Annotated in this window: 30 protein-coding genes; 19 read left to right on the forward strand and 11 right to left on the reverse strand. The window is 43.5% G+C overall.

The genetic code is table 11. The features are described 5' to 3' along the window. Window positions 1-72 precede the first annotated feature (72 nt). Window positions 73-978 (reverse strand): LysR family transcriptional regulator, encoded by a 906-nt coding sequence (locus tag ACYCS5_RS13990; RefSeq protein WP_459761230.1) that lies wholly within the window; start codon window positions 976-978, stop codon window positions 73-75. Window positions 979-1,135: 157 nt separating this feature from the next. On the opposite strand from ACYCS5_RS13990, the gene ACYCS5_RS13995 reads away from it, so the two are divergent. After that, window positions 1,136-1,876, forward strand: coding sequence for an SDR family NAD(P)-dependent oxidoreductase (locus tag ACYCS5_RS13995; protein ID WP_029518825.1), 741 nt, complete (start codon window positions 1,136-1,138; stop codon window positions 1,874-1,876). Between the two features lie 88 nt (window positions 1,877-1,964). On the opposite strand, the gene ACYCS5_RS14000 is transcribed toward ACYCS5_RS13995, so the two are convergent. Both ACYCS5_RS14000 and ACYCS5_RS14005 read right to left on the reverse strand, forming a co-directional pair. After that, window positions 1,965-2,453, reverse strand: a complete 489-nt coding sequence (locus ACYCS5_RS14000; protein ID WP_069012370.1) for a hypothetical protein — start codon at window positions 2,451-2,453, stop codon at window positions 1,965-1,967. Window positions 2,454-2,616: 163 nt separating this feature from the next. Then, window positions 2,617-2,967, reverse strand: coding sequence for a winged helix-turn-helix transcriptional regulator (locus tag ACYCS5_RS14005; RefSeq protein ID WP_029518827.1), 351 nt, complete (start codon window positions 2,965-2,967; stop codon window positions 2,617-2,619). A gap of 161 nt (window positions 2,968-3,128) precedes the next feature. On the opposite strand from ACYCS5_RS14005, the gene ACYCS5_RS14010 reads away from it, so the two are divergent. Continuing rightward, window positions 3,129-3,680 carry an NAD(P)H-dependent oxidoreductase gene (locus ACYCS5_RS14010; RefSeq protein WP_165145600.1) on the forward strand — a complete coding sequence of 184 codons (552 nt, stop codon included), beginning with the start codon at window positions 3,129-3,131 and terminating at the stop codon, window positions 3,678-3,680. 32 nt (window positions 3,681-3,712) lie between these two features. Beyond that, complete coding sequence (locus ACYCS5_RS14015; protein ID WP_165145597.1) at window positions 3,713-4,423, forward strand: SDR family oxidoreductase; 711 nt, start codon at window positions 3,713-3,715, stop codon at window positions 4,421-4,423. A 115-nt stretch (window positions 4,424-4,538) separates the two neighbouring features. On the opposite strand, the gene ACYCS5_RS14020 is transcribed toward ACYCS5_RS14015, so the two are convergent. Continuing rightward, window positions 4,539-5,267: a YheC/YheD family protein gene (locus tag ACYCS5_RS14020; RefSeq protein WP_029518831.1), complete on the reverse strand. Its 729-nt coding sequence runs from the start codon at window positions 5,265-5,267 to the stop codon at window positions 4,539-4,541. Window positions 5,268-5,545: 278 nt separating this feature from the next. Between ACYCS5_RS14020 and ACYCS5_RS14025 the strand changes: the two genes are divergently transcribed. The 4 genes from ACYCS5_RS14025 (at window position 5,546) to ACYCS5_RS14040 (ending at window position 8,147) form a co-directional block, all read left to right on the forward strand. Further along, entirely contained in the window at window positions 5,546-6,091 is a 546-nt protein-coding gene (locus ACYCS5_RS14025; RefSeq protein ID WP_165145594.1) for a glutathione peroxidase, read from the forward strand. 133 nt (window positions 6,092-6,224) lie between these two features. Then, entirely contained in the window at window positions 6,225-6,803 is a 579-nt protein-coding gene (locus tag ACYCS5_RS14030; protein ID WP_029518833.1) for a TetR/AcrR family transcriptional regulator, read from the forward strand. 30 nt (window positions 6,804-6,833) lie between these two features. Beyond that, a complete protein-coding gene (locus tag ACYCS5_RS14035; RefSeq protein ID WP_029518834.1) occupies window positions 6,834-7,574 on the forward strand; it encodes an SDR family oxidoreductase in 741 nt (246 codons plus the stop codon). Between the two features lie 36 nt (window positions 7,575-7,610). Further along, complete coding sequence (locus ACYCS5_RS14040) at window positions 7,611-8,147, forward strand: Crp/Fnr family transcriptional regulator (RefSeq protein ID WP_029518835.1); 537 nt, start codon at window positions 7,611-7,613, stop codon at window positions 8,145-8,147. On the opposite strand, the gene ACYCS5_RS14045 is transcribed toward ACYCS5_RS14040, so the two are convergent. The 4 genes from ACYCS5_RS14045 to ACYCS5_RS14060 form a co-directional block, all read right to left on the reverse strand. Next, window positions 8,080-8,601, reverse strand: a complete 522-nt coding sequence (locus ACYCS5_RS14045) for a DinB family protein (RefSeq protein ID WP_080658672.1) — start codon at window positions 8,599-8,601, stop codon at window positions 8,080-8,082. The two genes, ACYCS5_RS14040 and ACYCS5_RS14045, sit on opposite strands and share 68 nt — an antisense overlap. 67 nt (window positions 8,602-8,668) lie before the next feature. Next, the gene (locus ACYCS5_RS14050; RefSeq protein WP_029518836.1) at window positions 8,669-9,613 is read right to left on the reverse strand and encodes a helix-turn-helix transcriptional regulator; all 945 of its coding nucleotides are present in this window, start codon (window positions 9,611-9,613) and stop codon (window positions 8,669-8,671) included. Window positions 9,614-9,722: 109 nt separating this feature from the next. Continuing rightward, on the reverse strand, window positions 9,723-10,079 hold the full coding sequence (locus tag ACYCS5_RS14055; RefSeq protein ID WP_039271971.1) for a nucleotide excision repair endonuclease: 357 nt from the start codon (window positions 10,077-10,079) through the stop codon (window positions 9,723-9,725). A 70-nt stretch (window positions 10,080-10,149) separates the two neighbouring features. Then, window positions 10,150-10,809 (reverse strand): hypothetical protein, encoded by a 660-nt coding sequence (locus ACYCS5_RS14060; protein ID WP_165145588.1) that lies wholly within the window; start codon window positions 10,807-10,809, stop codon window positions 10,150-10,152. Between the two features lie 264 nt (window positions 10,810-11,073). Between ACYCS5_RS14060 and ACYCS5_RS14065 the strand changes: the two genes are divergently transcribed. From ACYCS5_RS14065 to ACYCS5_RS14095, 7 genes are all read left to right on the forward strand, one after another. After that, entirely contained in the window at window positions 11,074-11,697 is a 624-nt protein-coding gene (locus ACYCS5_RS14065) for an acetate uptake transporter (protein ID WP_069290703.1), read from the forward strand. Window positions 11,698-11,875: 178 nt separating this feature from the next. After that, window positions 11,876-13,414: an FAD-dependent oxidoreductase gene (locus ACYCS5_RS14070; protein WP_165145585.1), complete on the forward strand. Its 1,539-nt coding sequence runs from the start codon at window positions 11,876-11,878 to the stop codon at window positions 13,412-13,414. 72 nt (window positions 13,415-13,486) lie between these two features. Further along, complete coding sequence (locus tag ACYCS5_RS14075) at window positions 13,487-13,738, forward strand: hypothetical protein (protein WP_039271973.1); 252 nt, start codon at window positions 13,487-13,489, stop codon at window positions 13,736-13,738. Window positions 13,739-13,778: 40 nt separating this feature from the next. Beyond that, window positions 13,779-14,159 (forward strand): spore coat protein, encoded by a 381-nt coding sequence (locus ACYCS5_RS14080; RefSeq protein WP_039272188.1) that lies wholly within the window; start codon window positions 13,779-13,781, stop codon window positions 14,157-14,159. After that, entirely contained in the window at window positions 14,156-15,292 is a 1,137-nt protein-coding gene (locus ACYCS5_RS14085; protein WP_165145582.1) for a zinc-dependent alcohol dehydrogenase, read from the forward strand. The genes ACYCS5_RS14080 and ACYCS5_RS14085 overlap by 4 nt, the downstream gene beginning before the upstream one ends. Window positions 15,293-15,324: 32 nt before the next feature. Then, window positions 15,325-15,534, forward strand: a complete 210-nt coding sequence (locus ACYCS5_RS14090) for a hypothetical protein (protein ID WP_029518844.1) — start codon at window positions 15,325-15,327, stop codon at window positions 15,532-15,534. Continuing rightward, window positions 15,531-15,830, forward strand: coding sequence for a spore coat protein (locus ACYCS5_RS14095; protein ID WP_165145579.1), 300 nt, complete (start codon window positions 15,531-15,533; stop codon window positions 15,828-15,830). The genes ACYCS5_RS14090 and ACYCS5_RS14095 overlap by 4 nt, the downstream gene beginning before the upstream one ends. A gap of 155 nt (window positions 15,831-15,985) precedes the next feature. Here ACYCS5_RS14095 and ACYCS5_RS14100 read toward each other — a convergent pair whose 3' ends face one another. Next, window positions 15,986-16,972, reverse strand: a complete 987-nt coding sequence (locus ACYCS5_RS14100; protein WP_029518846.1) for an aldo/keto reductase — start codon at window positions 16,970-16,972, stop codon at window positions 15,986-15,988. Window positions 16,973-17,146: 174 nt separating this feature from the next. Then, window positions 17,147-17,776 (reverse strand): YfbR-like 5'-deoxynucleotidase, encoded by a 630-nt coding sequence (locus tag ACYCS5_RS14105; protein WP_029518847.1) that lies wholly within the window; start codon window positions 17,774-17,776, stop codon window positions 17,147-17,149. A gap of 190 nt (window positions 17,777-17,966) precedes the next feature. Here ACYCS5_RS14105 and ACYCS5_RS14110 point away from each other — a divergent pair, with 190 nt between their 5' ends. From ACYCS5_RS14110 to ACYCS5_RS14130, 5 genes are all read left to right on the forward strand, one after another. After that, window positions 17,967-18,662: a response regulator gene (locus ACYCS5_RS14110; protein WP_459761315.1), complete on the forward strand. Its 696-nt coding sequence runs from the start codon at window positions 17,967-17,969 to the stop codon at window positions 18,660-18,662. Next, on the forward strand, window positions 18,655-19,659 hold the full coding sequence (locus tag ACYCS5_RS14115; protein WP_459761231.1) for a sensor histidine kinase: 1,005 nt from the start codon (window positions 18,655-18,657) through the stop codon (window positions 19,657-19,659). Before ACYCS5_RS14110 ends, ACYCS5_RS14115 begins: the two co-directional genes overlap by 8 nt. Window positions 19,660-19,761: 102 nt before the next feature. Next, entirely contained in the window at window positions 19,762-20,523 is a 762-nt protein-coding gene (locus ACYCS5_RS14120; RefSeq protein ID WP_069012292.1) for an ABC transporter ATP-binding protein, read from the forward strand. Continuing rightward, a complete protein-coding gene (locus tag ACYCS5_RS14125) occupies window positions 20,513-22,453 on the forward strand; it encodes an ABC transporter permease (RefSeq protein ID WP_029518851.1) in 1,941 nt (646 codons plus the stop codon). The genes ACYCS5_RS14120 and ACYCS5_RS14125 overlap by 11 nt, the downstream gene beginning before the upstream one ends. Window positions 22,454-22,606: 153 nt before the next feature. Beyond that, the gene (locus tag ACYCS5_RS14130; protein WP_340886881.1) at window positions 22,607-23,035 is read left to right on the forward strand and encodes a hypothetical protein; all 429 of its coding nucleotides are present in this window, start codon (window positions 22,607-22,609) and stop codon (window positions 23,033-23,035) included. Window positions 23,036-23,067: 32 nt separating this feature from the next. Here the strand turns inward: ACYCS5_RS14130 and ACYCS5_RS14135 are convergent, their stop codons facing one another. Continuing rightward, a complete protein-coding gene (locus ACYCS5_RS14135) occupies window positions 23,068-24,042 on the reverse strand; it encodes an aldo/keto reductase family protein (protein WP_029518853.1) in 975 nt (324 codons plus the stop codon). Window positions 24,043-24,188 lie beyond the last annotated feature (146 nt).

A 24,188-nucleotide genomic window follows, 5' to 3' on the forward strand; every position in this document is an offset into this window, starting at 1 on the left:
TCGCAGTCGGTTTTTATACCGTACTGCCTTTACATCATAAGGTGACAGATAACACACTTCCCTGCATACTCGCTACTCTAGCTTAATGGTCGCATGCAATCCCCCAAGCTCCTGCTTCAACACAGAATATAGCCTTGAACCTGCCGGCTTTAGCGGATAGTCTGTTGCTTTGCAGAGAAGTCCGAAGGTCATATCAATCAGGCTGCCGCTTAATTCCCTCACCGCTGTTCCTGCCGGGACAGAACTGACCAGAATTTGTGGCACAAGTGCAATCCCTAAATCGCTTTCCACATAAAATTTCAGAGCCGTCATGCTGCCAATTTCCATCGTATTTAACGTGGTTATTCCATATTCCTTCATGACCATTTCAAGTTTGCGACGATAGGGACAAGTAGCCGACGTAATAAGCAACCGCTGCCCCTGTAAATCCTCCGGCCCAATGTTTTCTTTTTCCGCAAGCGGGTGATTTTCAGGCATTAAAACTACAAATTTCTCCCTAAATAAAGGCTCAAAATATAGCTCTGTGCCCAAATCTGGTGTGGAACACAGCGCTAAGTCAATATCCCCCTTGAGAATACGCTCGCTTAAGGTAGGGGTATTTCCAAACTCAACAGAAACCCGAATGTTCGGATAATGGGTTAAGAAACGTTTTAAAATTCCTGGTAGTCGATAACTGGCAGTCGGTTCGGTCACTCCTATACGAATGTCGCCTGCGGTCCCTCTTTGCAGATTGTCCATATTTTCCTGCAATTGCTCCATATCCTTTACAATATGTAGACTTTGCTCGTAAAACATCCTGCCCGCTTCAGTTAACTTTATTTTCTTGCCCCGTTCGATCAGTTGAATTCCCATATCGGACTCCAGCTTCTGTATTTGCATCGTCACGGTAGATTGTGCATAATTCAACTCTTCCGCTGCACGCATAAAACTTCCGTAATTCACAATCATTTGAAATGTTTTGAGTGTTTTAATGTCCATTATCAGACTCCTGTATAAACAATTGATTCAATTTTATTGAATTATAAATTCATTTAATTCAATTATACAGAATACAATACCTCCTCTACAATGATACATATCAGATCGTATTATTTTTCAGACGCAAATGAACTGGATGGAGAAGGAGCGAATTTACATGGATTTACATCAAAAAGTAGCATTGGTTACAGGTGGAGGTACAGGAATTGGGAGAGCCGTGTGTATGGCCTTGGCAGATCGAAAAGCTACGGTAGTCGTAAACTATTCCCGCTCTAAAAACGATGCAGAGGAAACTGTACGTATGATCCTTGAAAAGGGCGGACGTGCTATCGCATTACAGGCAGATGTTTCCCGAGATCAGGAAGTTCGAACTATGGTTGACCAGATTGTCCAGCAATTCGGTACGATTAATATACTCGTGAATAACGCTAGCATTACACATCACATTCCGATGGATGATCTGGAGGCAGCCACGGAAGAGGTATGGGATGATCTATTTGATGTAAATGTAAAAGGCATGTTTTACTGTGCCAGAGCCGTAGCTCCTTTTATGAAGCGTAGTAAACAAGGAGCTATCGTCAATCTGGGAAGTATAGCAGGGCAAACAGGGCTAGGTTCTTCGCTTCCCTATGCGGTATCCAAAGCGGCCGTCCACGGGCTGACCAAATCTTTAGCACGGGCACTTGCGCCGGATATTCGCGTCAATTGCATCGTGCCGGGAGCTGTAGCGACAAGATGGTGGTCAGGCAGGGAAGAGCAAATGAAAACATTGGCTCCTCATTTACTCCTACAGCGCATTTCCACGCCCGAAGATATCGCCAGCATGATCTGCTCTGCTTTGGAACAGGAAGCCATGACAGGCCAGATTATTACGGTAGACAGCGGACAAACGCTGTAAAGATACTGGGACTTCTGAGTAAAAACAAGCCGCCTTCTCAGACAGAAGGCGGCTTTTGAGCTATCGTATACCGTCGTTAAACTACGTTTTAGCTTAAAGATACCGCAATTCGTGTACCTTTCACGAATTTAGCAAATAAGTACCGAACAAGCGGCCCTACAATTAAGAGCTGCAGAGGGAAAGCAAAAATAAAATTCTTAAAAACTAAAGATAAGTAATTTTTAAATAATGAATCTCCCGAAAGACCATTAAAAAAGTAAGCTGTCCCCAATCCATAAAGTGACATACAGAGAACCATTCCAATGACCATACAGCATGAAAGGGACAGAATCACAAATACCTTTTTGGATTTATCGTATGGTAATGAGAAGGCTATTTTCTTTGCTAATGGACCGACAATAAATAGTTCCAATACGAAAGCAATGATAAAACATAAAATAAATTGAAAAACCATTACTTTTAGAGAGATTGTGCCAATCAAGTCATTTGTATATAGATTATAAAATGTCATGAATACGACCATCCCCAAGCACATCATGAAACCAAAGTAAAAATCTTCTTTCTTCGTCGTTGGCAATTCCATCATCCCTTCTGTGTACCTTGGTAATTATATAAATAGTCGAAACCTCCACATAAGTGAACTTTCTGTGAACTTTTTGGCAAACGTTTTCTTTTTTAGAATATAAGAAATAGGCATCGTTCAGCTCAACGATACCTTGGAATGTTGCAGTTCATATCCCTCAATGATCTGCTTTTAAATCTAAGCCAAATCTCTTCAGCTCAATAAAAACACCTTCAAGTCGCTTCCCTTTTTCCGTTAACGAATATTCAACACGCGGAGGAACCTCGGCATATACCTTTCTCTCTAACAGACCGTTATCTTCAAGCTCTTTCAGGCGTAGGGAAAGCGTTTTGGGACTAATCCCCTTCATGGACTTCTGAAGTTGGCTGAATCTCAGTGTTCCTTCGATAAGCAGGTCACGGATGATTAAAAAAGTCCATTTCGTTCCGATCAAATCAAGTGTTTGGGCAATAGGACACGGCTTGCCGGGTATTCCTTTGGTCAATTCAATAGGTTCTTGGTCGTGCATAGGAACTCCCCCAAAAATTATCTGTTAAACCCAATGATATCACAATAGTTCCTTTAGGGAAACTATATGAATTAAATATCACTACTTTCCTAAATAAACTTACTACATATACAATATCGCTGTAGCAACTAACGTTTTCTCTAATACAAGGAGGTGAAGAGATGAAAAATATACTAATCATTAACGGTCATCAAAAATATGATTCGTCTGAAGGGAAATTGAACCAAACATTGATAGACAATATGGTGCGTCTCTTAAGTGAAGAGAACAAAATCAAAATAACGTCTGTTCAAGACGGCTATACCCTCAGCGAAGAACAAGAAAAATTTTTATGGGCGGATGTAGTCATTTACCAAACCCCCATCTACTGGTTCAGCGTTCCTGGATTATTAAAGACTTATATGGATGAAGTCTATGCTTACGGTGTATTCTTCACGGGTGCTCATGAATATGGGAGCGGAGGTTTATTAACCGACAAGAAATATATGTTCTCCACAACTTGGAATGCTCCGGAAAAAGCCTTTAATGATCCAACTCAATTTTTTAATGGGGCTAGTCTAGAAGCTGCACTCCGTCATTTGCATTCTGCGCATACATTTCTCGGTATGAAGCCCTTGAAAAGCTTTGCATGCTACGATGTTATTAAAAATCCAAATATACCTAAATTTATTGCTGATCTTGATACACATCTACAAGCCGTATTACATGATTAACAAATCCAGATGAATACTAGGAGGGAATCCATTTGCAAAACCAAAAGATTGTCATTATTGGTGGAAGCTCAGGTATTGGTTTAGAAACAGCTAAGCAAGTCATTTCGCTTGGAGCGGAAGTGGTAATCGCCAGCCGCTCGGAGGATAAATTGCACAAGGCCAAAGAAATGCTGGGCCCTCGTGCTGTAATACATGTGCTGGACACGTCAGATGAGCAGCAGGTAAAATCTTTCTTCGAAAAAGTCGGCCCCTATGATCATCTTATCGTTAGCGCGGCAGAAACATCAGGTGGGTCATTCCTTCAGTCGGAGACGGTTCAAGCCCGCAAGCTATTCGAAAACAAATTTTGGGGCCAGTATTATGCAGCTAAATACGGAGCTTCCCAACTCTCAGCCGAGGGTTCCATTACCTTATTTTCAGGAGTGGTGGCATACAAGCCGATGATTGGCTCCTCTGCGCTCGGTGCTGTGAATGCAGCCGTTGCGAATCTTGGTCAAACCTTGGCGTTAGAACTTGCTCCCATCCGCGTGAATGTCGTCTCACCCGGCATTATTGACACACCTTCCCGTAGCAAAATGCCTGAAAATACACGCAATCAATTCTATGATACAGTCGCGCATAAGCTCCCTGTGAAGCGAGTTGGACTTGCGGAGGATGTTGCACGAGGCGTACTTTATTTGATTCAAAATCAGTTTGTGACCGGAACAGTCCTTCATGTGGATGGCGGACACATTTTAACATAAAAGCTTCGTCCTAAATCTGTCAGTCATTTACCAAAAAAAACGGAGAACGCTCCCGCACCTTGGCTTGGGCGTTCTCCTCCTTTTCTTATCCATGAATGATTTCACAAACTTTATCCTAATGATGTATACGACGTTTGTTTCTCAAGATGTTGCGAATCATCTTGTGATTGGGGAGCTGCCTGAACAACATATGTCCGGGATGCGGATTGGCCTCGATAATCCAAATTTGGCCGCTCTTCTCAATAGCAAGATCGATGCCCAACTCGCGAACCGGATGATTTTTATCTATCGTGTCGGCAATGATTCTAGAAAGCTCGGTGACCTGGTCCAGAATCTCTTTCATTTTTGTTCTGTCATTTTTAAAGACCCTTAAAAGCACTTTGGACAACGGCGCCGCATGTCCTCCCTTCCGATAGTTGGTAACGACTTTTCGAGGTGCAGCGACACGGCCGGTTATTCCTGAAATGACCCATTCCGATTCCGGCTTCTGCATATACACTCTGGCATCAAAAATCGAACCTTTGTACTTGGCTAACTTAAGTCCTTGCTGTACCAAATAACGACGATGAGGTCTCCGATAGGTTCTAACTGCTCTTCTTACAGCGTGGGATCTAACGATTCTGCGACTGGAGCCACAACGAACCTCATATTTCCTCCCCAGCTTTTTCGCACGTATGATGCCAGTCCCTCCACTCCCATAATTAGGCTTGATGAAAACTGTGCGATAGGTATCCAGCATCCGTAAAGTCCTTGCATTACTGATCCAGCGGGTTTCGGGCAAGTGAGAACGTAAAATGGGATGTTGTCGCATTTCCTTGTATTGAATCATCTTTCCAATGGGCACGAATATCCCTCGATTCTGTTGGGTTTTTGCACACACTACATGAATATGCATCTATATTCTATCTTGGTAACGGCGAATGCCACAGTTTGCTATGAAGAGGCAAATCTCCTACTTTCTCAAGTCGAGTCTTCTTTGGTTTCAAGAGAGAGATGGACAATGTGTCTTTACATGACAAGATTATTGTAAATACCTATAAGGTTGATTCCAATAATATATTAGACCAATAACAATTCTGGATATATGATGTATTAAAAAATAACGTGAGGAGGAACGTTAACATGTCTATTTATGATTTTCAAGCAACCTCAATTAATGGGGAACCGATTGAACTCTCAGACTATAGAGGTAAGATTCTCCTTATTGTAAACACTGCCAGCATGTGTAGCTTCTCCAGTCAATTCACTGATCTGCAAAAGCTCTACGAAAAACGGAGGGAACAAGGTTTTGAAATCCTTGCATTTCCTTGTAACCAATTCAATAAAAAAGAGCCGGGTAGCAATTCGGAGGTTCAGGGAATTTGCCAAATTAACCATGGAGTAACCTTCCCACTATTTGAGAAGACGGATGTAAGAGGCTTATCTCTTCATCCTTTATTTCAATATCTGACCCAACAGGCACCGTTTCAAGGCTTCGATATCCAGACCAAAGACGGTCAATGGATGGAGGATTTCCTGCGGGATAAGTATCCGGATATATACGCTGGCGACGGTATCAAGTGGAATTTTTCTAAATTCTTGGTCGATCGCGATGGCCATGTGCAAGGGAGATTTGAAGTAACAACGGAGCCCTGGGCCATTGATCCCGTCATCGAATCGTTATTGTAGTATTTCTGTTCACTTCTTTGGATTCTTTTAAAAAAAGGGTATCGAATGACAAAAACGTATATTTGTCATTTGATACCCTTTATGTTATCCTGACTTTAAGGAGGTGACTCACACGGCACTTGACCGTGTCCCTATGGAAAAATCCTCAGATGTGCTAACCAAGGAACAGATTCTTATCGCTACAGAAGACACACTTAGGCGTTTTGGTATAGCCAAAACCTCCGTGACCGATGTTGCCAAAGTATTGGGAGTAAGTCATGGCACCATTTACCGACACTTTAAAAGTAAAGCCGAGCTTCTTGAAGGTGTGACCGAAAAATGGCTGAATGAAAAGATTATCGGCCCATTAACGGAGGTCTGTCAGAATTCATCTATACTGGGAACGCCACATTTAAAACGATATATACAGACCTTGGTCGAACTTAAGCAGTATTATGCCCGCGACGACGAGGAAATGTTTGAGATGTATACGAGGGTCACCGAGCAAGCGGCTGATTTAATCGACCAGCATATCGCCCACATTGTGGATCAGCTCGCTGATATCATTATACGCGGAGACATCACATCGGATCAGCCAGCCCAACTGGCGCGTACCCTTTTCTATGCCACAGCCCGTTTTCATCATCCCGCTCATGCTTACGAATGGAAGAATCCCGTGATTAATCGGGAGTTTTCGGATGTGTGGATGCTTTTAGAAAAAGGAATCACTTAAAATAGATATGGAAGGAAGGTCCAAACACATATGAAGCATTTGGACGGAAAAACAGCAATTATCACCGGGTCCTCTAGAGGAATTGGACGTGCCATTGCCGAGCAACTGGCTGATCTGGGCGCTAATGTAGTCATCAATTATGCCAGCAGTCCGGACAAAGCTCAAAAAGTCGTGGAGAGGATTATTCAAAAAGGCGGCAAAGCCATAGCACTTCACGCTGATCTGGGCAAAATGAGTGATATTGAAGCATTATTTACAAATACGATTGCTGAATTCGGTAAAGTGGATATTCTGGTTAACAACGCTGGGCTGATGATCACCCAACCTCTGGCTGAGGTAACCGAAGCTGATTTTGACAAACAATTCGCACTGAATGTAAAGGGCACCTTCTTTGCCTGTCAGCAAGCCATGAAATATATGGAGAATTACGGAAGAATCGTGAACCTGTCCACATCCGTGATCGGACAAATGTTCCCGACCTATAGCGTATACGCAGGTACCAAGGGCGCAGTGGAGCAATTTACCCGTCAGCTAGCCAAGGAATTCGGAAGCAAACAAATTACGATCAACGCCGTGGCTCCCGGTCCTGTGAACACCGAGCTTTTCCAAGCTGGAAAAACCGAGCAGCAAATCGAAGGCATGAAAAAAATGAATGCTATGGGTCGGCTCGGCGAACCGGAAGATATCGCTGATGTGATTGAGTTTCTGGTCAGCGCCAAATCACAGTGGGTTACCGGGCAGACAATCCGCGTCAATGGCGGGTTCATCTAAAAAGCTGGAATACATGGAATGGAGGTTATTACGTTCATGATGTTACACAAAGGTGAGACCTTATTTCGACAAGGAGAATCTGGCCCTTTATATCACCTCAAGAGCGGCTTGTTAAAAATTGTCCGAGTCCATGAAGACGGCTCGCAAATTTTAGTTAATGTGATTGTGCCCGATGAAATCATCCCGCACCACTCCCTGATCAGCCCCAATCCTTATTATGGTACAGCAGTCGCGCTGGTAACCTCTGAGGTTGAGGTTCTGTCACAAAAAGAATGGTATCAGGCGCTGGAGCAAGACCCGACTCAATGTCGGGCTATCGCTTTACAGCTACAGGATAAGTTGCGCATGATGCAGCAACGAATTGACCAGCTCACCGAGGTGTCACCTGCCGAAAAGCTTCGGAAGCTTCAACGCTGGTTCCACTCCTACATCGCACCCGCCACGTTAACGGACGTGCTGACGCAGGAGGAAATCGGCCAGTTTATCGGGCTACGCCGGGAGACGATTAATCGGCTATTGCGTGCTTCAAGCGCTCCTTCTGCAAAAGATGATGACGATAATGCATCTCGATGAGCGAAAACCACTCTCCAGCATTCAACGCGCCGAATCTGGGATGAGAGACGGTAGAAAGCCCTGTTGATTTCCCAACGATCGGCTCAATCTCTCTCATTTTACGGATCACAGCATTTAAACCCTCCACAATTTCTTCTTTGCTCGTCGGTTGTGGGGGAGTATACTGCGGAGATGGTGGAACTTGGATACGTATGGGCGGAAACCCTCCTAGATTAAAAACGGCCGTACCCGCCTCCGTTTTAACCCCTGTCTCCCCATTAGGCTGTAGACAAACATCAATGTTCTTCAGGTGCATATACAGAGCAGAGTTCACCAAATGAAGATACATTTGTCCAAGCGACCATTGGTCCTCCTGCGGTGTGTACTGCAATTGCTCCAAGCTAAAGCTGTCCAATTCAAGAAGATAGTGTTGTGCCGTTTCTTCAAAACGCTGCAATGTTTCGGTTGTATTCATATATTAGTGACTGCCCCTCTCTATTAAAGTAGCTTTACTATACAAAAATGCTACTGACAGCATTATGTCAGTAGCATTTCAACATTTTTTCCACTTCCGCACGTATCCGCTCCCGGAGCGACTCAGGCTCCAGCACAACCATATCCGCGCCCCAGCCAAGTATCCATTGCAGTAATTCCTCCGGCTGTCTGACGCGGAAAAGTATATGCAATCCATCTGCACGCTCCTCTATAGCCTCCATATAAAAGTTGTTCGCTTCCTTCACCTTATCTGCGATATCGGAACGTGCTAGTATGCGAACAGTCACATGACGGTCATCGGTTTGCTTATAATCCTGCAAATGAAAATCGACAGGCAAATGAAACCTGTCCTCCAGTACCATAAGCTCGTCCATACGTGACAGACGGAAATGGCGAAGCTGCTGCCGCAATTCACATTGCCCGATTAATACCCACGAACCACGAAGCAATACCAGACCATAGGGAGCGACCACACGCACACTTTGACGATTCCCGTCAGCCTCTGGCATTCTTTTGGAGTAACCAAACCGTACCATTCGTTTTTCCAATACAGCAAGACGCAGCGTTTCCAAGTAGGTTTTCTCTCTATGGTTTGCCCCTTCACCCACAGCGAGTAATCTCATGGTTGTACGCACCCGGGAAACTTCCCTGCGGACGCTCTCTGGTAAAATGGCTTCAATTTTCCTGCGGGAGGTTTGCGCCTTGATACCGTAGTCTGTATCAAATTTTTGTTCGATAAAATCCGTCCCGATTAGCAACGCCACAGCCTCTTCTGCGGTAAAGCTCACTGGGGGCAGGAAATACCCCTCCATCAAGGAATATCCAATGCCCGGTGCTCCTACAATCGGTACGCCCGATTCGCTTAGAGCCTGAATATCCCGATAGATGGTTCTCACACTCGTTTCGAATATAGCTGCCAAATCCTCAGCTCGTAAAATATCCTTACGCTGCAACTCTAGCAAGATCGCTAGCAAACGATCTGTTTTGTTCATACCATGGCCCCTCTCTGGAAGGATCTAAAATGCAGAAATACAAAAAAGCAATAAGGGCAGTACAGTCACTGCGACTTATTGCTCTTTTTTTCATGCGGAAGTTACTCCATTACTTAAAAAATACTTTTTCAACGTTATATTTAGCCTTTTGTGAATTGATAATGTAGGTTTCATAAATTTCTCGCTCTACCGCATCTTCTACAATACAAACCTCGATAATCGCAACCTCATTCCGCTTGTCCTTGATCGGCGATACGTTATCTTCAAAATGCTTTTTGATTCTTGGTCTTAGCTTTCTTGCTTTACCAACGAACAGCAGTTCCTCCTGCGCATTGTAAAACATAAAGACGCCAGCCTTATCTCTAGGGATCAGGTGAAAGTCGGTAAATCCGTAAATATGGCTGAGCTCAGGGTTAACCTGTTTGGTAATCGTGATATCCGGAGTTGGAATTGTTATATTGATCACTATGTCACTTCCTCATTCTATATAGGTGTAAATATTATCACAAATCCTGCGGTAACACCATTCAAGATAATCAGGGAGTGTCCCCTGGAACAGGCTTCGTCGTTTTCTCAACGATTCTTTCCAGTACCCAGACAAGTACCCCCACTGCAAGGCTGGCGATGACCGCCATAATCGCCGATCCGCCAGCATGTAGCAGCAACACGGGAACCCAAAGCAATCCGAGCAAACGATGCACAGTCCGCATCCACTTGTTACGAACTTTGTTAATGAAGAAGCCATACCCGGCGATCGCCAGCAGAATGACAAATCCCGCAATCCCGGTATAGGTTTTGTTATCTTGAAGCTTGGTTATCAAAAAATAAATACCATGAGCGGCAATCAGGATCAAGGTCGCCCAACCCAGAAGTTTATGGAGGGAATGTAACAACCGCCCGGCTCTTCTAACCAACATTGATGGCGATCTTAGCTTCTTCTTAAACCAGAACCAAGAGAAAGCGGCCGCACCAAGAAATACGGAAATCGTACCCAAAGTCTTGAATATTTCCCCGTTGCCCCCAAGCCCTTCTCCACGAGGATGTACGCCCACAGGCCCTGTAGACCCACCTTCTGATAGCCGTGGGCCAGGTCCACCGCCGGAGAGCGATGACATGTAGTAATAGTAGATGACGAGTAGAACTGCTACCGTAACTGCAATCATAGCTGGAATCCAAACGGCCCTTTTCGTCTTCATTTGTTATACATCCTTCCTAGGAAAATTGCCTTGAGTGTACCTGGTCAAGCTTAAAACAAGATTAAAGCAAGCTGAAAGTATTTCTTTTACCTCAGTCAGTATCGAGGATGGTCGTAATAACGTTAATACAGGCACCGTAATAGATAGAAATCTATGAATTCCCTACTATGCGAGCACGCCGGTTTCCGTTACAATATGTCAGTGTGATTCTGGCATCGGCAGATTGACGCGTACTTGAATATTATTGGAGGCTTCTATTTTTTCATGCAAAATGAATCTCATTCTAACGTAAAAATTATAACGGCCGATCCGAGTGCGATCGGCCTGTTTGGCTTGGCTATTGTAACGCTTGTGGCTTCATCCCAAAAGCTTGGCCTCACCGAAGGCTTAAGCTTCATCATTCCTTGGGCTATATTTCTCGGTGCTTTTGCACAGCTGTTTGCCTCCATTCAGGATGCAAAACATAACAATACCTTCGGCATGACGGCATTTGGTGCTTACGCCTTCTTCTGGTTAGCCGTAGCTAGTAGCTGGATGATTAAAATGGGCGTGTTCGGCTCAGAGCTGGCATCCGCTGTAGATGGCAAACAGCTCGGCTTTGCCTTTGCGGGCTATCTCATCTTTACGCTCTTCATGACTATTGGAGCGATGGAGACGCATAAGGTTCTATTCTTTATTTTTGTGTTGATTGATTTTCTATTCCTCGGCCTTAGCTTCGATGCATTCGGCGTTGCCCCAGAGGTGTTCCATACCATCGCCGCTTATGCTGAAATGGGCATTGGTCTACTCTCGCTGTACGGTACAGGAGCTGCCGTTCTGAATGCACATTTTGGCCGAACATTTCTGCCCGTAGGACGTCCTTTCGGTATTTTTAAACCACGTCCTTAGCTGCATATTTAAACCCACAAAGCCTCCTTTCGCGCCGATCCGCGTTAAGGACGGCTTTGTTTCTTTTCCATCACTCCCTCCTGTATCAAAAAAATACTAAAGAGAGTCGTTTAGTGAATATAAAACCCCACAATGATAACAATATACATAAATTGTATACAAAGGGGTTTTTGTAAAAATGACACAAGGCAAATCTCGTATCGCATTTCCGCAATTTCCCGAATCGTATTGGTTAGCTTCCACTGACATCCCTAACTTCCCCAAACTTAGTGAGGATATTCAGGTGGATGTTGCCATTGTAGGTGCGGGGATTACCGGTATTACCACTGCTTATTTACTTTCTAAAAAAGGATTAAACGTCGCCGTCGTCGACGCAGGGCGGATACTTCATGGGACAACCGGTCATACTACCGCCAAAATTACCGCACAGCATGATTTGATCTACAGCGAGTTTATTTCCCATTTTGGCAAGGAAAAAACCCGGCTCTATTACGAAGCCAACCACAACGCTCTTCAATTTATCAAACAAACGGTAGAAGAGTTTAATATTGATTGTCAATTTACAGAAGAAGATGCCTACGTTTATACATGTGAAGATACGTACGTTGGAAAAATCGACGACGAATATAAAGCTTACGAGCAACTTGGCATCCCGGGAAGTTATGTCGAACAAACGCCTCTGCCGTTTTCAACTAAAGCAGCTATTAAGATGAAAAACCAGGCCCAGTTTAATCCTGTACCTTTCTTAAGATATTTGGCAAACCAAGTCATCCGTCAGGGCGGGGAAATTTATGAGCAAACCACCGTTGTAGATGTGGAAAAAGGAAACCCTGCCATCATTACAACCAGCGACGGAAAGAAAATTACCTGCAACCATGTCGTATCCTCCTCACATTTTCCATTCAATGATCCCAACGGTCTTTATTTTGCGCGATTGCATGCCGAGCGGTCTTATGTACTCGCGGTCAAAACCGATAAAATCTATCCAGGTGGTATGTATCTAAGTGCAGAAACCCCAAAACGTTCACTTCGCTCCGTAATGGTAAACGGAGAACCAATGGTTATCGTCGGTGGGGAAGGTCACAAAACAGGACAAGGAATCTGTACTTTCCAGTACTATGAAGCTTTACAAAAGTTCGCGGAGCAAACATTTGGATTAAAGGAGATCGTTTATCGCTGGTCGGCCCAAGACTTGTATACGCTAGACAAGCTCCCTTATATTGGGCAGGAACTATCCAACACCTCTAACATCCTCGTTGCTACGGGTTATAGAAAATGGGGGATGACCACAAGTGTAGCGGCAGCCTTATTAAATACGAATCTGATTACCAGAGAGGAAAGCCCCTACCAGGATCTTTTCTCCCCTTCAAGGTTTCATATGGACCCCGACATTAAAACATTTGTAACTCAAAATGCAAATGTGGCTAAACATTTGATTGCTGGAAAGTTAGACATCAGCTACAAAAAAGCCGAAGAACTGGAACACGACGAAGGGTCGGTCATCCGGGTAAACGGCAAAAGAGCAGGCGCATACCGAGACCCACAAGGAGCATTGCACCTAGTGGACACGACATGCACCCATATGGGTTGCGAAGTCGAGTGGAATGAAGCGGAAAGAACATGGGATTGCCCTTGTCATGGCTCTCGCTTTTCATATCAAGGCGAAGTCATTGAAGGACCGGCCAAAAAAGCACTTGGCAAGGTTGAAGCCGAATAGCACGATCCTTTCGAATAAACCTAGTTAGGCTGGATAACATACCTTTGAGAAACATAAAAGAAAGGTGATCCGATGATAAACCAACAGTCTACATTAGCGGCGCATGAGTCCTTAGAAATCCACGAAGCGCTTAATTTTAAAACGTTATGCTTAGCCAAGTCCAAATTAATGCAGGGCTTGGTATTCGATCAAGAGCTAAAGGATCTAATGGAAAAAGATGTTCAGCAATCTATACAAGCTATTGCCGATTTGCAAGCATTGTATGTTAAAGCACCGTTTCAGGCACCTGTTCCAGAATTCCGACCAACACCAATTTTAAATTGAGGTGAATGATGTGACATTAGATCAGACCCAGTCCGCTAAAATGGATTATGTGGATCCAAAAAACTCATTAAACATGCCGGAAATGGCAGACACGACCTTAGCGATGGATTTTCTGATTCGCGTCAAGGAAGGAGTTCGAAATACAGCCGTAGCCTTGACGGAAACCGTCTCTCCAGATGCCAGAACTCTGTTGCGCAATCAACTGCATCAAGGCATCGCTCTTCATCAGGAAATCACTGATCTTATGGTACGAAAAAAATGGTTTCATCCTTATGATCTGCAAAAGCAGTATCAATTGGATCAACTATCAGCCAACAAGACGGTGGACATCAGCAAAATGAAACTGTTCCCAGACGATACCACCCGCAAGGGTATGTTTGATCGCACGCCGGACGAACATATGGGAGGAAACCAGGCATGAAAGCAGTGACCTACCAAGGTATCAAAAACGTTGTGGTTAAAGAGGTTCCGGACCCAAGTATTCAAAAAGCCGACGATGCGATTGTCAGACTGACGACAACCGCTATTTGTGGTTCAGATCTGCATCTCATTCATGGAATGATTCCGAATCTACAAGAGGATTATGTAATTGGGCATGAGCCGATGGGGGTTGTAGAAGAAGTCGGCAGCGGGGTAACCAACTTGAAAAAGGGAGACCGCGTGATCATTCCGTTCAACATAGCGTGCGGTGAATGCTTTTATTGTAAAAACCAATTGGAAAGTCAGTGTGATCATTCTAATGAGCATGGAGAAATGGGCGGTTTTTTCGGCTATTCAGGAACAACTGGTGGATATCCGGGTGGACAAGCTGAATATTTACGTGTGCCTTTTGCCAACTTCACTCACTTCAAAATTCCGGAGAGTTGTGAACATCCTGACGAGAAGCTTTGCCTGATTGCTGATGCCATGACTACTGCATTTTGGAGCGTCGATAATGCCGGAGTAAAGAAGGGGGATACTGTCATTGTTATTGGCTGTGGACCGGTAGGTCTGCTAGCCCAGAAGTTCGCCTGGTTCAAAGGGGCAAAACGAGTCATTGCGGCAGACTACCTGGATTATCGTCTGCAACATGCGAAGCGTACAAATCATGTGGAGATTGTTAATGTGGAATCGCAAGAAAACATCGGCAACTACCTGAAGGAGATGACCAAAGGAGGTGCGGATGTAGTTATTGATTGTTCCGGCATGAGCGGTAAAATGTCTCCGCTAGAATCCTTGGCTTCTGGTCTCAAACTTCACGGTGGAGCTTTAGGAGGATTGGTCATAGCTACACAAGCTGTCCGCAAAGGCGGGACCATTCAAGTTACCGGTGTATACGGCGGACGATATAACGGTTTTCCTTTGGGAGACATTTTTCAGCGAAATGTTAATTTACGTACGGGACAGGCACCTGTTATTCACTATATGCCTTATATGTATGAGCTGATTGATACGGGAAAGGTGGACCCAGGAGACGTTGTTACACACGTCATTCCGTTAAGCGACGCCAAACGTGGATATGAAATTTTTGATACCAGACAGGACAATTGCATCAAAGTTGTACTTAAACCTTAACTATATATTGGAGCATTGGAGGTAAACGTCATATGGTGTATGGCCTGCACGAAACACTTGAAGTCCATGAATTGTCAGCGTTCAAAACAGTGTGTCTTACCAAGTCTAAAACCATGCAAGCATTAATCTCTGATCCAACTCTCAAAGCTATATTACAGCAGGATGTTGACTTATCGACCCGCCAATTACAAGAACTCGGTACCCTCTTAGATCAAGCCATTTCACAGGAGGTTAAGCCATGAATACACTGTTGGAGCATTTGACCGGACTGCATACCTTAACGGACCAAGTCATTGCAGCCGATTTTCTGAACGCGGCCAAAAGCGGTGTGAGAAATTACGCTATGGCCGTAACAGAAGCGGGAACTCCAGAAATTAAGGCAATTCTTACGAAGCAACTGGATGAGGCTATTGATATGCATGAGCAGATTTTAACATACATGATCGAACGTGGCTGGTATCACCCATGGAACGTAAAAGAGCAGCTTACGATGGATCTACAAAATATCAATACTGCATTGCAAGCCCCTGTTTTATAAAGATAGGACGCTCACTTCGGTCGTACATTCCTGACCGTAAGACGTCCCTTGGGGATTTTAAAAGCACACCCTTAGCAGTATATGTAAACCCACAAAGCCGCCTTTCACGTCGATACGCGTTAAGGACGGCTTTTGGGATTAACATGTTATCTTAATTATTCGGCTTGCCAATTCGGCATCCGTTCTGCAGGATAACGAAGACCCGCTGCCATTCCTTTTGGAATAATTGCGTTAATAGCTTCCATTTCCTGTGCGGATAAAACAACATCGACGGATCCTGCATTTTCCTCTAAATACGTAACCCGCTTGGTTCCTGGAATCGGTACAATTCCCTCTTGCGCAAGCAGCCATGCCAACGCCAGTTGAGAAGGTTTGACCCCTTTTTGGGCGGCAAGGTCCTTAACATGCTGCACGAGATCCAGATTTTTCTGGAAATTCTCAGGTTGAAAACGTGGCACAGAGCGACGGAAATCATCTTCTGCAAAATCATCAAACTTCTGAATTTGTCCGCTCAAAAAGCCGCGTCCAAGTGGACTGTAGGCCACAAATTCGATGCCTAGTTCCTTACACGCCGGTATAACTTCATCTTCTGCTTCTCGGCTCCATAAGGAGTATTCCGTTTGCAGCGCTGTAATCGGATGTACCTTGTGAGCGCGTCGAATGAGCCCAGGAGAAGCTTCGGACAGCCCCAAATAGCGGACTTTTCCCGCTTGAACCAAGTCACTCATCGCACCAACTGTTTCCTCGATAGGCACATTCGGATCAACACGATGCTGGTAGTACAGATCAATTACATCTACACCCAGTCTTTGCAGGCTGCGATCACATGCCTCTTTTACGTATTCGGGACGGCCACTTACACCCATAAATGCGCCATCTTCCCCACGCATAATGGAAAATTTAGTGGCTAATACGACTTCGTCGCGGCGGCTCCGCAGGACTTGGCTAATCAGTTTTTCATTTTCCCCCACACCATAGACATCGGCAGTATCCCAAAAGTTTATCCCTAGCTCCAGCGCACGATGAAGTGTTTTGATCGACTCCTGCTCATTCAACTCACCGTAATATTCGGACATTCCCATGCAGCCCAGACCCAGTGCAGATACTTGAAGGTCACTGTTACCCAGTTGTTTCTTTTTCAATTTCTATCACTCCTAAATTGTCAGAATAGTCATCGTATTTCCTAAGCACCACGTCACATTCCGTATGTTACTACTTAAAGTTAACTTGAAGTCAAGCATTGTCTCGTTTTGAAACGAGAATTATTATGTATGAACAGAAGCGGTCGGTAGCTTCTGGACGGTAGGGAGATTCACTTACAGAGCTAAAGCCTCTTCCGTAATCTTCTTGATATCAATGGATGAAGGCGTTTCTTCCTTGACCATATCGGGCAGGATATTTTCCAAAAAATACTCAACGCAGTGTAATTGAATATTCTTGATTTTTACAAGTGCATTACGGTACATGACTATAAATTCTTTTTCCGTATTTCCCCGCTGAAGTTCTGCAAATGCTTCGTATACCTGATCCATCTTGTCCGCAACTTCAAGGATTAAACCTTCTACAGAATCATCTTTACCTTCCCTTAGCTGTTTGCGAAAAATAGCCTTAAAATCCTCGGGAATATTCTCTTCAATAAAATACTCAATCATACCCTCTTCGACCTGTTGGATTAATAATCGTAGTTCCTTAGAGGAGTGCTTAACTGGCGTTTTGATGTCTCCAATAAAAATCTCCCCGTAATCGTGACTGCTCGTAATCTCGTATAGCTTTTTCCAGTCAATACGGACACCATTTCTCTCTTCAATATCAGCCAGCGTTTTGGCGTATTGTACGACTTTCCAAGAATGTGCCGATACGCTGTGTTCCTCGAATTTAAACTTACCCGGACAACGGATGATTCTTTCCAGCTCATTTAGCGACCGAAAATACGTGTGAATCCCCATCATTGCATCCATCCTTTAATATATATATGAGATAGTCAATCTAAATCCCACTATAAACCTCAACTATTAACAGCAGATTATCGCAATATCAAGTGGAATTCACACATGTAGCATATACACAATTTTTGCTATACACTTTATAAAAGAGGAATTTGCAAAATCCTGAAAAAAATATAAAGTGGTGAATTCGTTGTTCAAAATCTTATTAATTGAAGATGATGAAACTTTGTTCCATGAAATGAAGGATCGGTTAACTCAATGGAACTATGATGTGCATGGCATCCAGGACTTTAATAAAGTCATTCAGGAATTCACAACGATAAAGCCTGATCTGGTCGTGATAGATATTCAATTGCCGAAATTTGATGGGTTTCATTGGTGTCGAATGATTCGATCCCACTCTAACGTCCCCATCCTCTTCTTATCTTCACGGGATCATCCTACGGATATGGTGATGTCGATGCAGCTTGGAGCGGATGATTTTATCCAAAAACCGTTTCATTTTGATGTACTCATTGCCAAATTACAGGCGACACTCCGCCGCGTATATAATTACAATACAGAACCTGTCTCCCTTAAAACATGGTGTGGCGCAACGGTCGACTATGAAAAAAATGTAGTAGCCAATGAGACTGGCTCCATCGAATTAACCAAGAACGAGATTTTTATTTTGAAGCTGCTGATCGAACAAAAAAATAAAATTGTTGCACGTGAGGAATTAATTAAAAGCCTCTGGGATGATGAACGTTTTGTCAGCGACAATACCCTGACCGTCAACTTGAACCGCCTGCGCAAAAAATTGGACGAGCTGGATTTGGGCCGTTTCATTGAAACGAAAGTCGGGCAAGGCTACATGGCTACAGAAGAGGCACCTGCCTATGATTAAAAAATACCTTATAGAGAGACGGAGCTGGATTCTACTGTTTGTGTGTCAGCAATTCCTGATCCTGTTCATTGCTTATGTGGATGCAGCAATTCCGTTAATGCCGATTCTTTATATCGTCTTCTTATCTATGATGATTTTCTTGGTTTTTTTAATCATTCGTTATCCCAAGGAAACCAAGTTCTATACCACACTAGAAAAATGGGAGAGTTCTCTTGAACTAACGGGTATAGGCGAACCGGAGAGTCTGTTTGAGCAAATCATTGAACAAAAAATCACGGGCCAGAACGAACGGTTACAACAGATCATCTCGCAAAATCAATTGACACTTGAACATGAAAAAGATGAACTATTATCCTGGATTCATGAGGTAAAAACACCTTTGACCACCATGCATTTGATGATTGAGCGGTTGGACGACAAGTCCCTAAAAGCTCAGTTAACCTATGAATGGCTACGAATTCACTTACTGCTGGATCAGCAGCTCCATCACAAACGAATATCTTTTATTGAAAATGATCTGTATGTCGAGCAGGTGGATTTAAAATCTCTGGTTTTTAAAGAGATCAAAGCATTACAGTCATGGTGCATCCAAAAGGGGATCGGTTTTGACATCCAACTTGAGCACATGGAAGTGCTGAGTGATGCCAAATGGCTGGCTTTTATCATCAGACAGCTCTTAACCAATGCCATCAAATATAGCGATGCCAGTGATATTATCATTCACAGCTATGAACAAAGGGATCGAATACAGCTTGAGGTTCAAGACTTTGGACGCGGTATTGATCCGAAGGATATACCCCGTATCTTCGAGAAAGGTTTTACCTCCACAACCCAACATTCTGATCACACTTCAACGGGTATGGGGTTATATTTAACGAAAAAGGCAGCACAAACCTTGCTCATACATATAGATGTGCACTCCAAACCGAACGTAGGTACAACCTTCACTTTAATTTTTCCCAAACAGAATGATTTCGTGAGTGTGGTAAGCATGTGACAGAGATGTCACATGCTTTTATGTATTGTTCGCCCAATCAAAGGAAAAACATCGGCTCTATTTTTATAATAAGGCTACAAGAACAATAAGGAGTGCATCGAAGTGAACATTTTAGAAGCTCATAAAATCCGTAAAAGCTACGGTAATAAGTTCAATATGCAGGAGGTTTTGAAGGGAATAGATATCCTTATTGAAGAAGGGGAATTTGTCAGTATTATGGGAGCCTCCGGTTCAGGTAAAACCACATTGCTGAATGTTCTTTCCTCTATTGATAAAGTGAGCCAAGGTTCCATTAGAATCAATGATATCGAAATGACGAAAATGAAGGAAAAGCAACTGGCTGAATTTCGAAAAGAGCATTTAGGCTTTATTTTTCAGGAGTATAATCTGCTGGATACGCTAACGGTGAAGGAGAACATCCTCTTACCGTTATCCATCACCAAAACGCCTAAGAAAGAAGCCAACCGAAGATTTCAGGAAGTGGCTACAGAATTGGGGATTTATGAGTTGAAAGATAAGTATCCCAATGAAATTTCGGGTGGACAGAAACAGCGTACATCAGCGGCCAGAGCGTTTATTCATGAGCCCAGTATTATTTTTGCCGATGAACCTACGGGTGCACTGGATTCCAAGTCGGCTTCCGATTTATTAAACAAGCTGGGCCAGTTGAACCAAAAACGCAAAGCAACCATTATTATGGTCACGCATGATCCTGTCGCTGCCAGCCATTGCAGTCGGGTTATTTTTATTAAGGATGGGCAAATGTATACGCAGCTTCACAAAGGCGAGCAGGAAAGACAAAGCTTCTTCCAGGATATCATGAAAACCCAAGGGGTCTTAGGCGGGGTCCAATATGAACATTAATCTGCTCATTCTAAAAAATTTGAAAAAAAACCTGAAAAATTACTACCTTTATGTTTTTGCCCTCATTTTCAGTGTTGCACTCTATTTCGCTTTTGTCACACTACAGTACGATCCCTCCATGGACGAAGTGAAGGGGTCTGTTAAAGGTGCAGCTTCCATACGGGCAGCTTCCATTTTACTGGTCGCTATTGTCTGCATTTTTCTTATGTATGCCAATAATATTTTTATAAAAAGACGAAGCAAAGAAATTGGCCTATTTCAATTGATCGGAATGACTAAAAGTAAAATTTTTCGCATCCTGAGTGCTGAAAACCTAATTTTATACTTTAGTTCCCTCTTCATTGGGATTGGGGTTGGATTCTCCTTTTCCAAATTAGTGATTATGATTTTATTTAAGACGACGGGCGTCGAAGCCATTGCCACTCTATATTTCTCTAACCAAGCACTGACTCAAACACTCATCGTTTTTGTTGTCATCTACCTGCTGATCATGCTCATGAATTATTCTTTTATCAAAAGACAAAGTATTTTGTCCTTGTTCAGAGTGACCTCAACCACCGAAGGGAAAATCAAGAAAATATCGATCTTTGAGATGATCATCGGGATCATTGGCATCTCTCTCATCGCTTTAGGTTACTATGTTTCCTCCAAATTATTTGGTGGAGACTTTACATCCATAAATGAATTGTTTATGGCTATGGTGTTTATTTTGGGCACTGTCATCATCGGAACACTCCTTTTTTATAAAGGATCTATCCGCTTTATTTCCAATATCATCAGAAAGAGTAAAGGCGGCTATTTGAACATTAATGAGGTGCTATCTCTCTCATCCATTATGTTCCGCATGAAGTCCAATGCTTTGTTGTTGACCATTATTACGACAGTATCGGCACTTGCCATCGGTTTACTTTCCTTAAGCTATATCGCCTATTATTCTGCGGATCAAGCAGCTGAGGACAATGTACCTTCCCATTTTGCCATGACGAATGTACCGGATGCGGAGAAATTCAAAGCGTTACTTCATGAGCATGATATAAAGTATCGTGAAAAGAAAATTGAAGTGATTCAAGTCAGTGTGAAGACAGCGCAAATTATGGAGACTCCTATGGAACAATTAAATGATGGTACGGATTCCATGACACTGCCTGTCGTAAGCGACCAATCTGTGGAGGGTACGGATGTAACTCCAGGCCAAACGGTTTTAACGGGCTATAATGATATGTTACAGAAATTCATGTCCTTGAAAGACTTTGGCCCCTTGGATTTGAAGGGGAAAACAGAAGTCATACCTCAACAATATGTGGGTCTAAAAAAGGATTATGTCATTCCCTACTATTTTGCAGCCGGGGGAGTACCCACTGTCATTGTAGACGAAACCATCTTTGAGCGGTTAAAGAAAGATGTAAATCCTGAGATTCAAAAGAAATCATCCTTATATATTGGAATTGATATGATAAATGCAGAACAGATTGAAGAAGCCAATCGTCTCTTTGCAGCTGCGAATTTTAATGATCAACAAACATCCCGCCTTGAAATGAGCAGCAATCAGAAGCGGAACATGGGAGTGATCATGTTTGTAGTTGGCTTTTTGGGACTCACCTTTCTCATTACATCAGGCTGTATCCTTTACTTTAAGCAAATGGATGAGAGCGAAGATGAAAAAGCCAATTATACGGTGTTAAGAAAGTTAGGGTTCACCCAAAGTGACCTGCTTCGAGGCATTAAAATAAAACAACTCTTTAACTTCGGCATTCCATTAGTGATTGGCCTATCACACAGCTATTTCGCCGTTCAATCCGGCTGGTTCTTGTTTGGAACCGAAATTTGGATGCCTATGATTATCGTTATGGTGCTGTACACCGCCTTATATTCCATTTTCGGGATACTATCCATACTGTATTATAAAAAGGTCATTAAATCAGCATTATAATCGGCAAAAAGCAAAAAAGCCCCAGGCGAAAGTGCTGGGGCTTTTCCAAATATTTGAGCATTTTCGTTCCTACATGTACAATAAAATAACTATCATCGTAACCCCAAAGGGGGAGAGCTTATTTTATTATTAATCATCAATGGCATCGGCATCGTGGCCAATATCATACTCGGTTCCTTTATAGGCGCAGCTATTTTTATGGGAATCGTTTTTTTCCTGATTGGCTTGCCTGAGTTTAAAAAATCGCCGAAACTTACGAAAAAGGCTAAAAAAGATATCGCCTATATTATGTCCACATTGTTAACCCTTGTTGTATTTATGGTTATCGTTTTCTGGAATATCCGTGCCTCAGGTGATTTGATGCTAGCAGGTCCGCTAACACCGCAAATGAAGTTTCACTGGGGACAAAAGGTGTTGATGCTAGGGTTACTGGAGGGCTTATGGTCTGTCATCACCCTAAAATGGCTATTACCCATCTTTTTTGATCCGCTGGATCTCAGTAAGAAGCAAATCCTCGTTCTAGTGAGCGGGATTGTATTTAGTGTGGGTTCAGGAATTTATGCCATACTTGGAGCTAGTTAATGGTTCGCCTCTACAGAGGCTCGTGTGAATGCTTAACGCAAAGGTTCAAAACCCTCTGCTTGCTTAAGAATCCGCTCAATTTCCGCGCATGTCTCCGGTTGCAGCGTCACTTCGACTGCTTTTACATTTTCCTCAATTTGTGCCGGTTTAGTAGCCCCAATAAGTGCAGCGCTGATACCCGGTTCTCTCAGAATCCAAGCAAGCGCGAGCTGTGACAGGGTAACACCCAAATTCTTCGCCAGCTTATCCAGCTCCTGGACACAGTTCAGAACGGTATCGTTCATGTAACTGCTGATGACATTATTGACAGAGGCATCAGCCCCGCGGCTACCCGTCGGTAAAGGTTGTCCAGGCTTGTATTTCCCCGTGAGGACCCCTTGGGCCAGAGGCGAAAATACAATTTGGCCGATGCCTACCTGCCCGGATACCGGAAGTACCTCATGCTCGATGTAACGTTCGAACATATTATAGATCGGCTGATTGGCAATCAGCGGGCGCAGATTCAGCCTTTTTCCAATCCCATAAGCATCCATGAGCTGGGCAGCACTCCATTCGCTGACAGCAGCGTACAGAATCTTACCCTGAGCCTGAAGGTCATCGAGCGCTCGCAGCGTCTCTTCCAAAGGAGTGTCCGGATCATAACGATGACAAAAGTACATGTCGATATAATCCGTACCCAGACGCTTCAGACTCGCTTCACATTGCTCCATAATGTGCTTGCGTGACAGTCCCCTGTCATTGGGACCGGAATCCATAGGGAAGTACACCTTAGTAGATAATACATAGCTATCTCTTCGATAAGACTTCAAGGCAGCTCCCATAGCCTTTTCGCCTTCTCCCCGGTTATACGCGTTCGCGGTATCAAAGAAATTAATCCCGAGTTCAAAGGCTTTGGCAATACAGGTATGAGCTGCTTCCTGCTCGGCGGCTGTACCGTACGTCAACCAGCTCCCCAAGCCGATTTCACTAATTTTAAGACCACTGTTGCCTACATTTCTATATTTCATATCTACTCCTTCTTTCATAAGAGAATTATATTTTTATATTTTAACATGTAAACCCTTTCATTAAAATCATTGATAAAGGATTCATGGAGTTACATGAAGGATATCTACCACCCTGACTGTTAGGGTGGTAGATGCTTTAGTCTCAC

The sequence above is a fragment of the Paenibacillus sp. SEL3 genome (genome assembly GCF_054602585.1).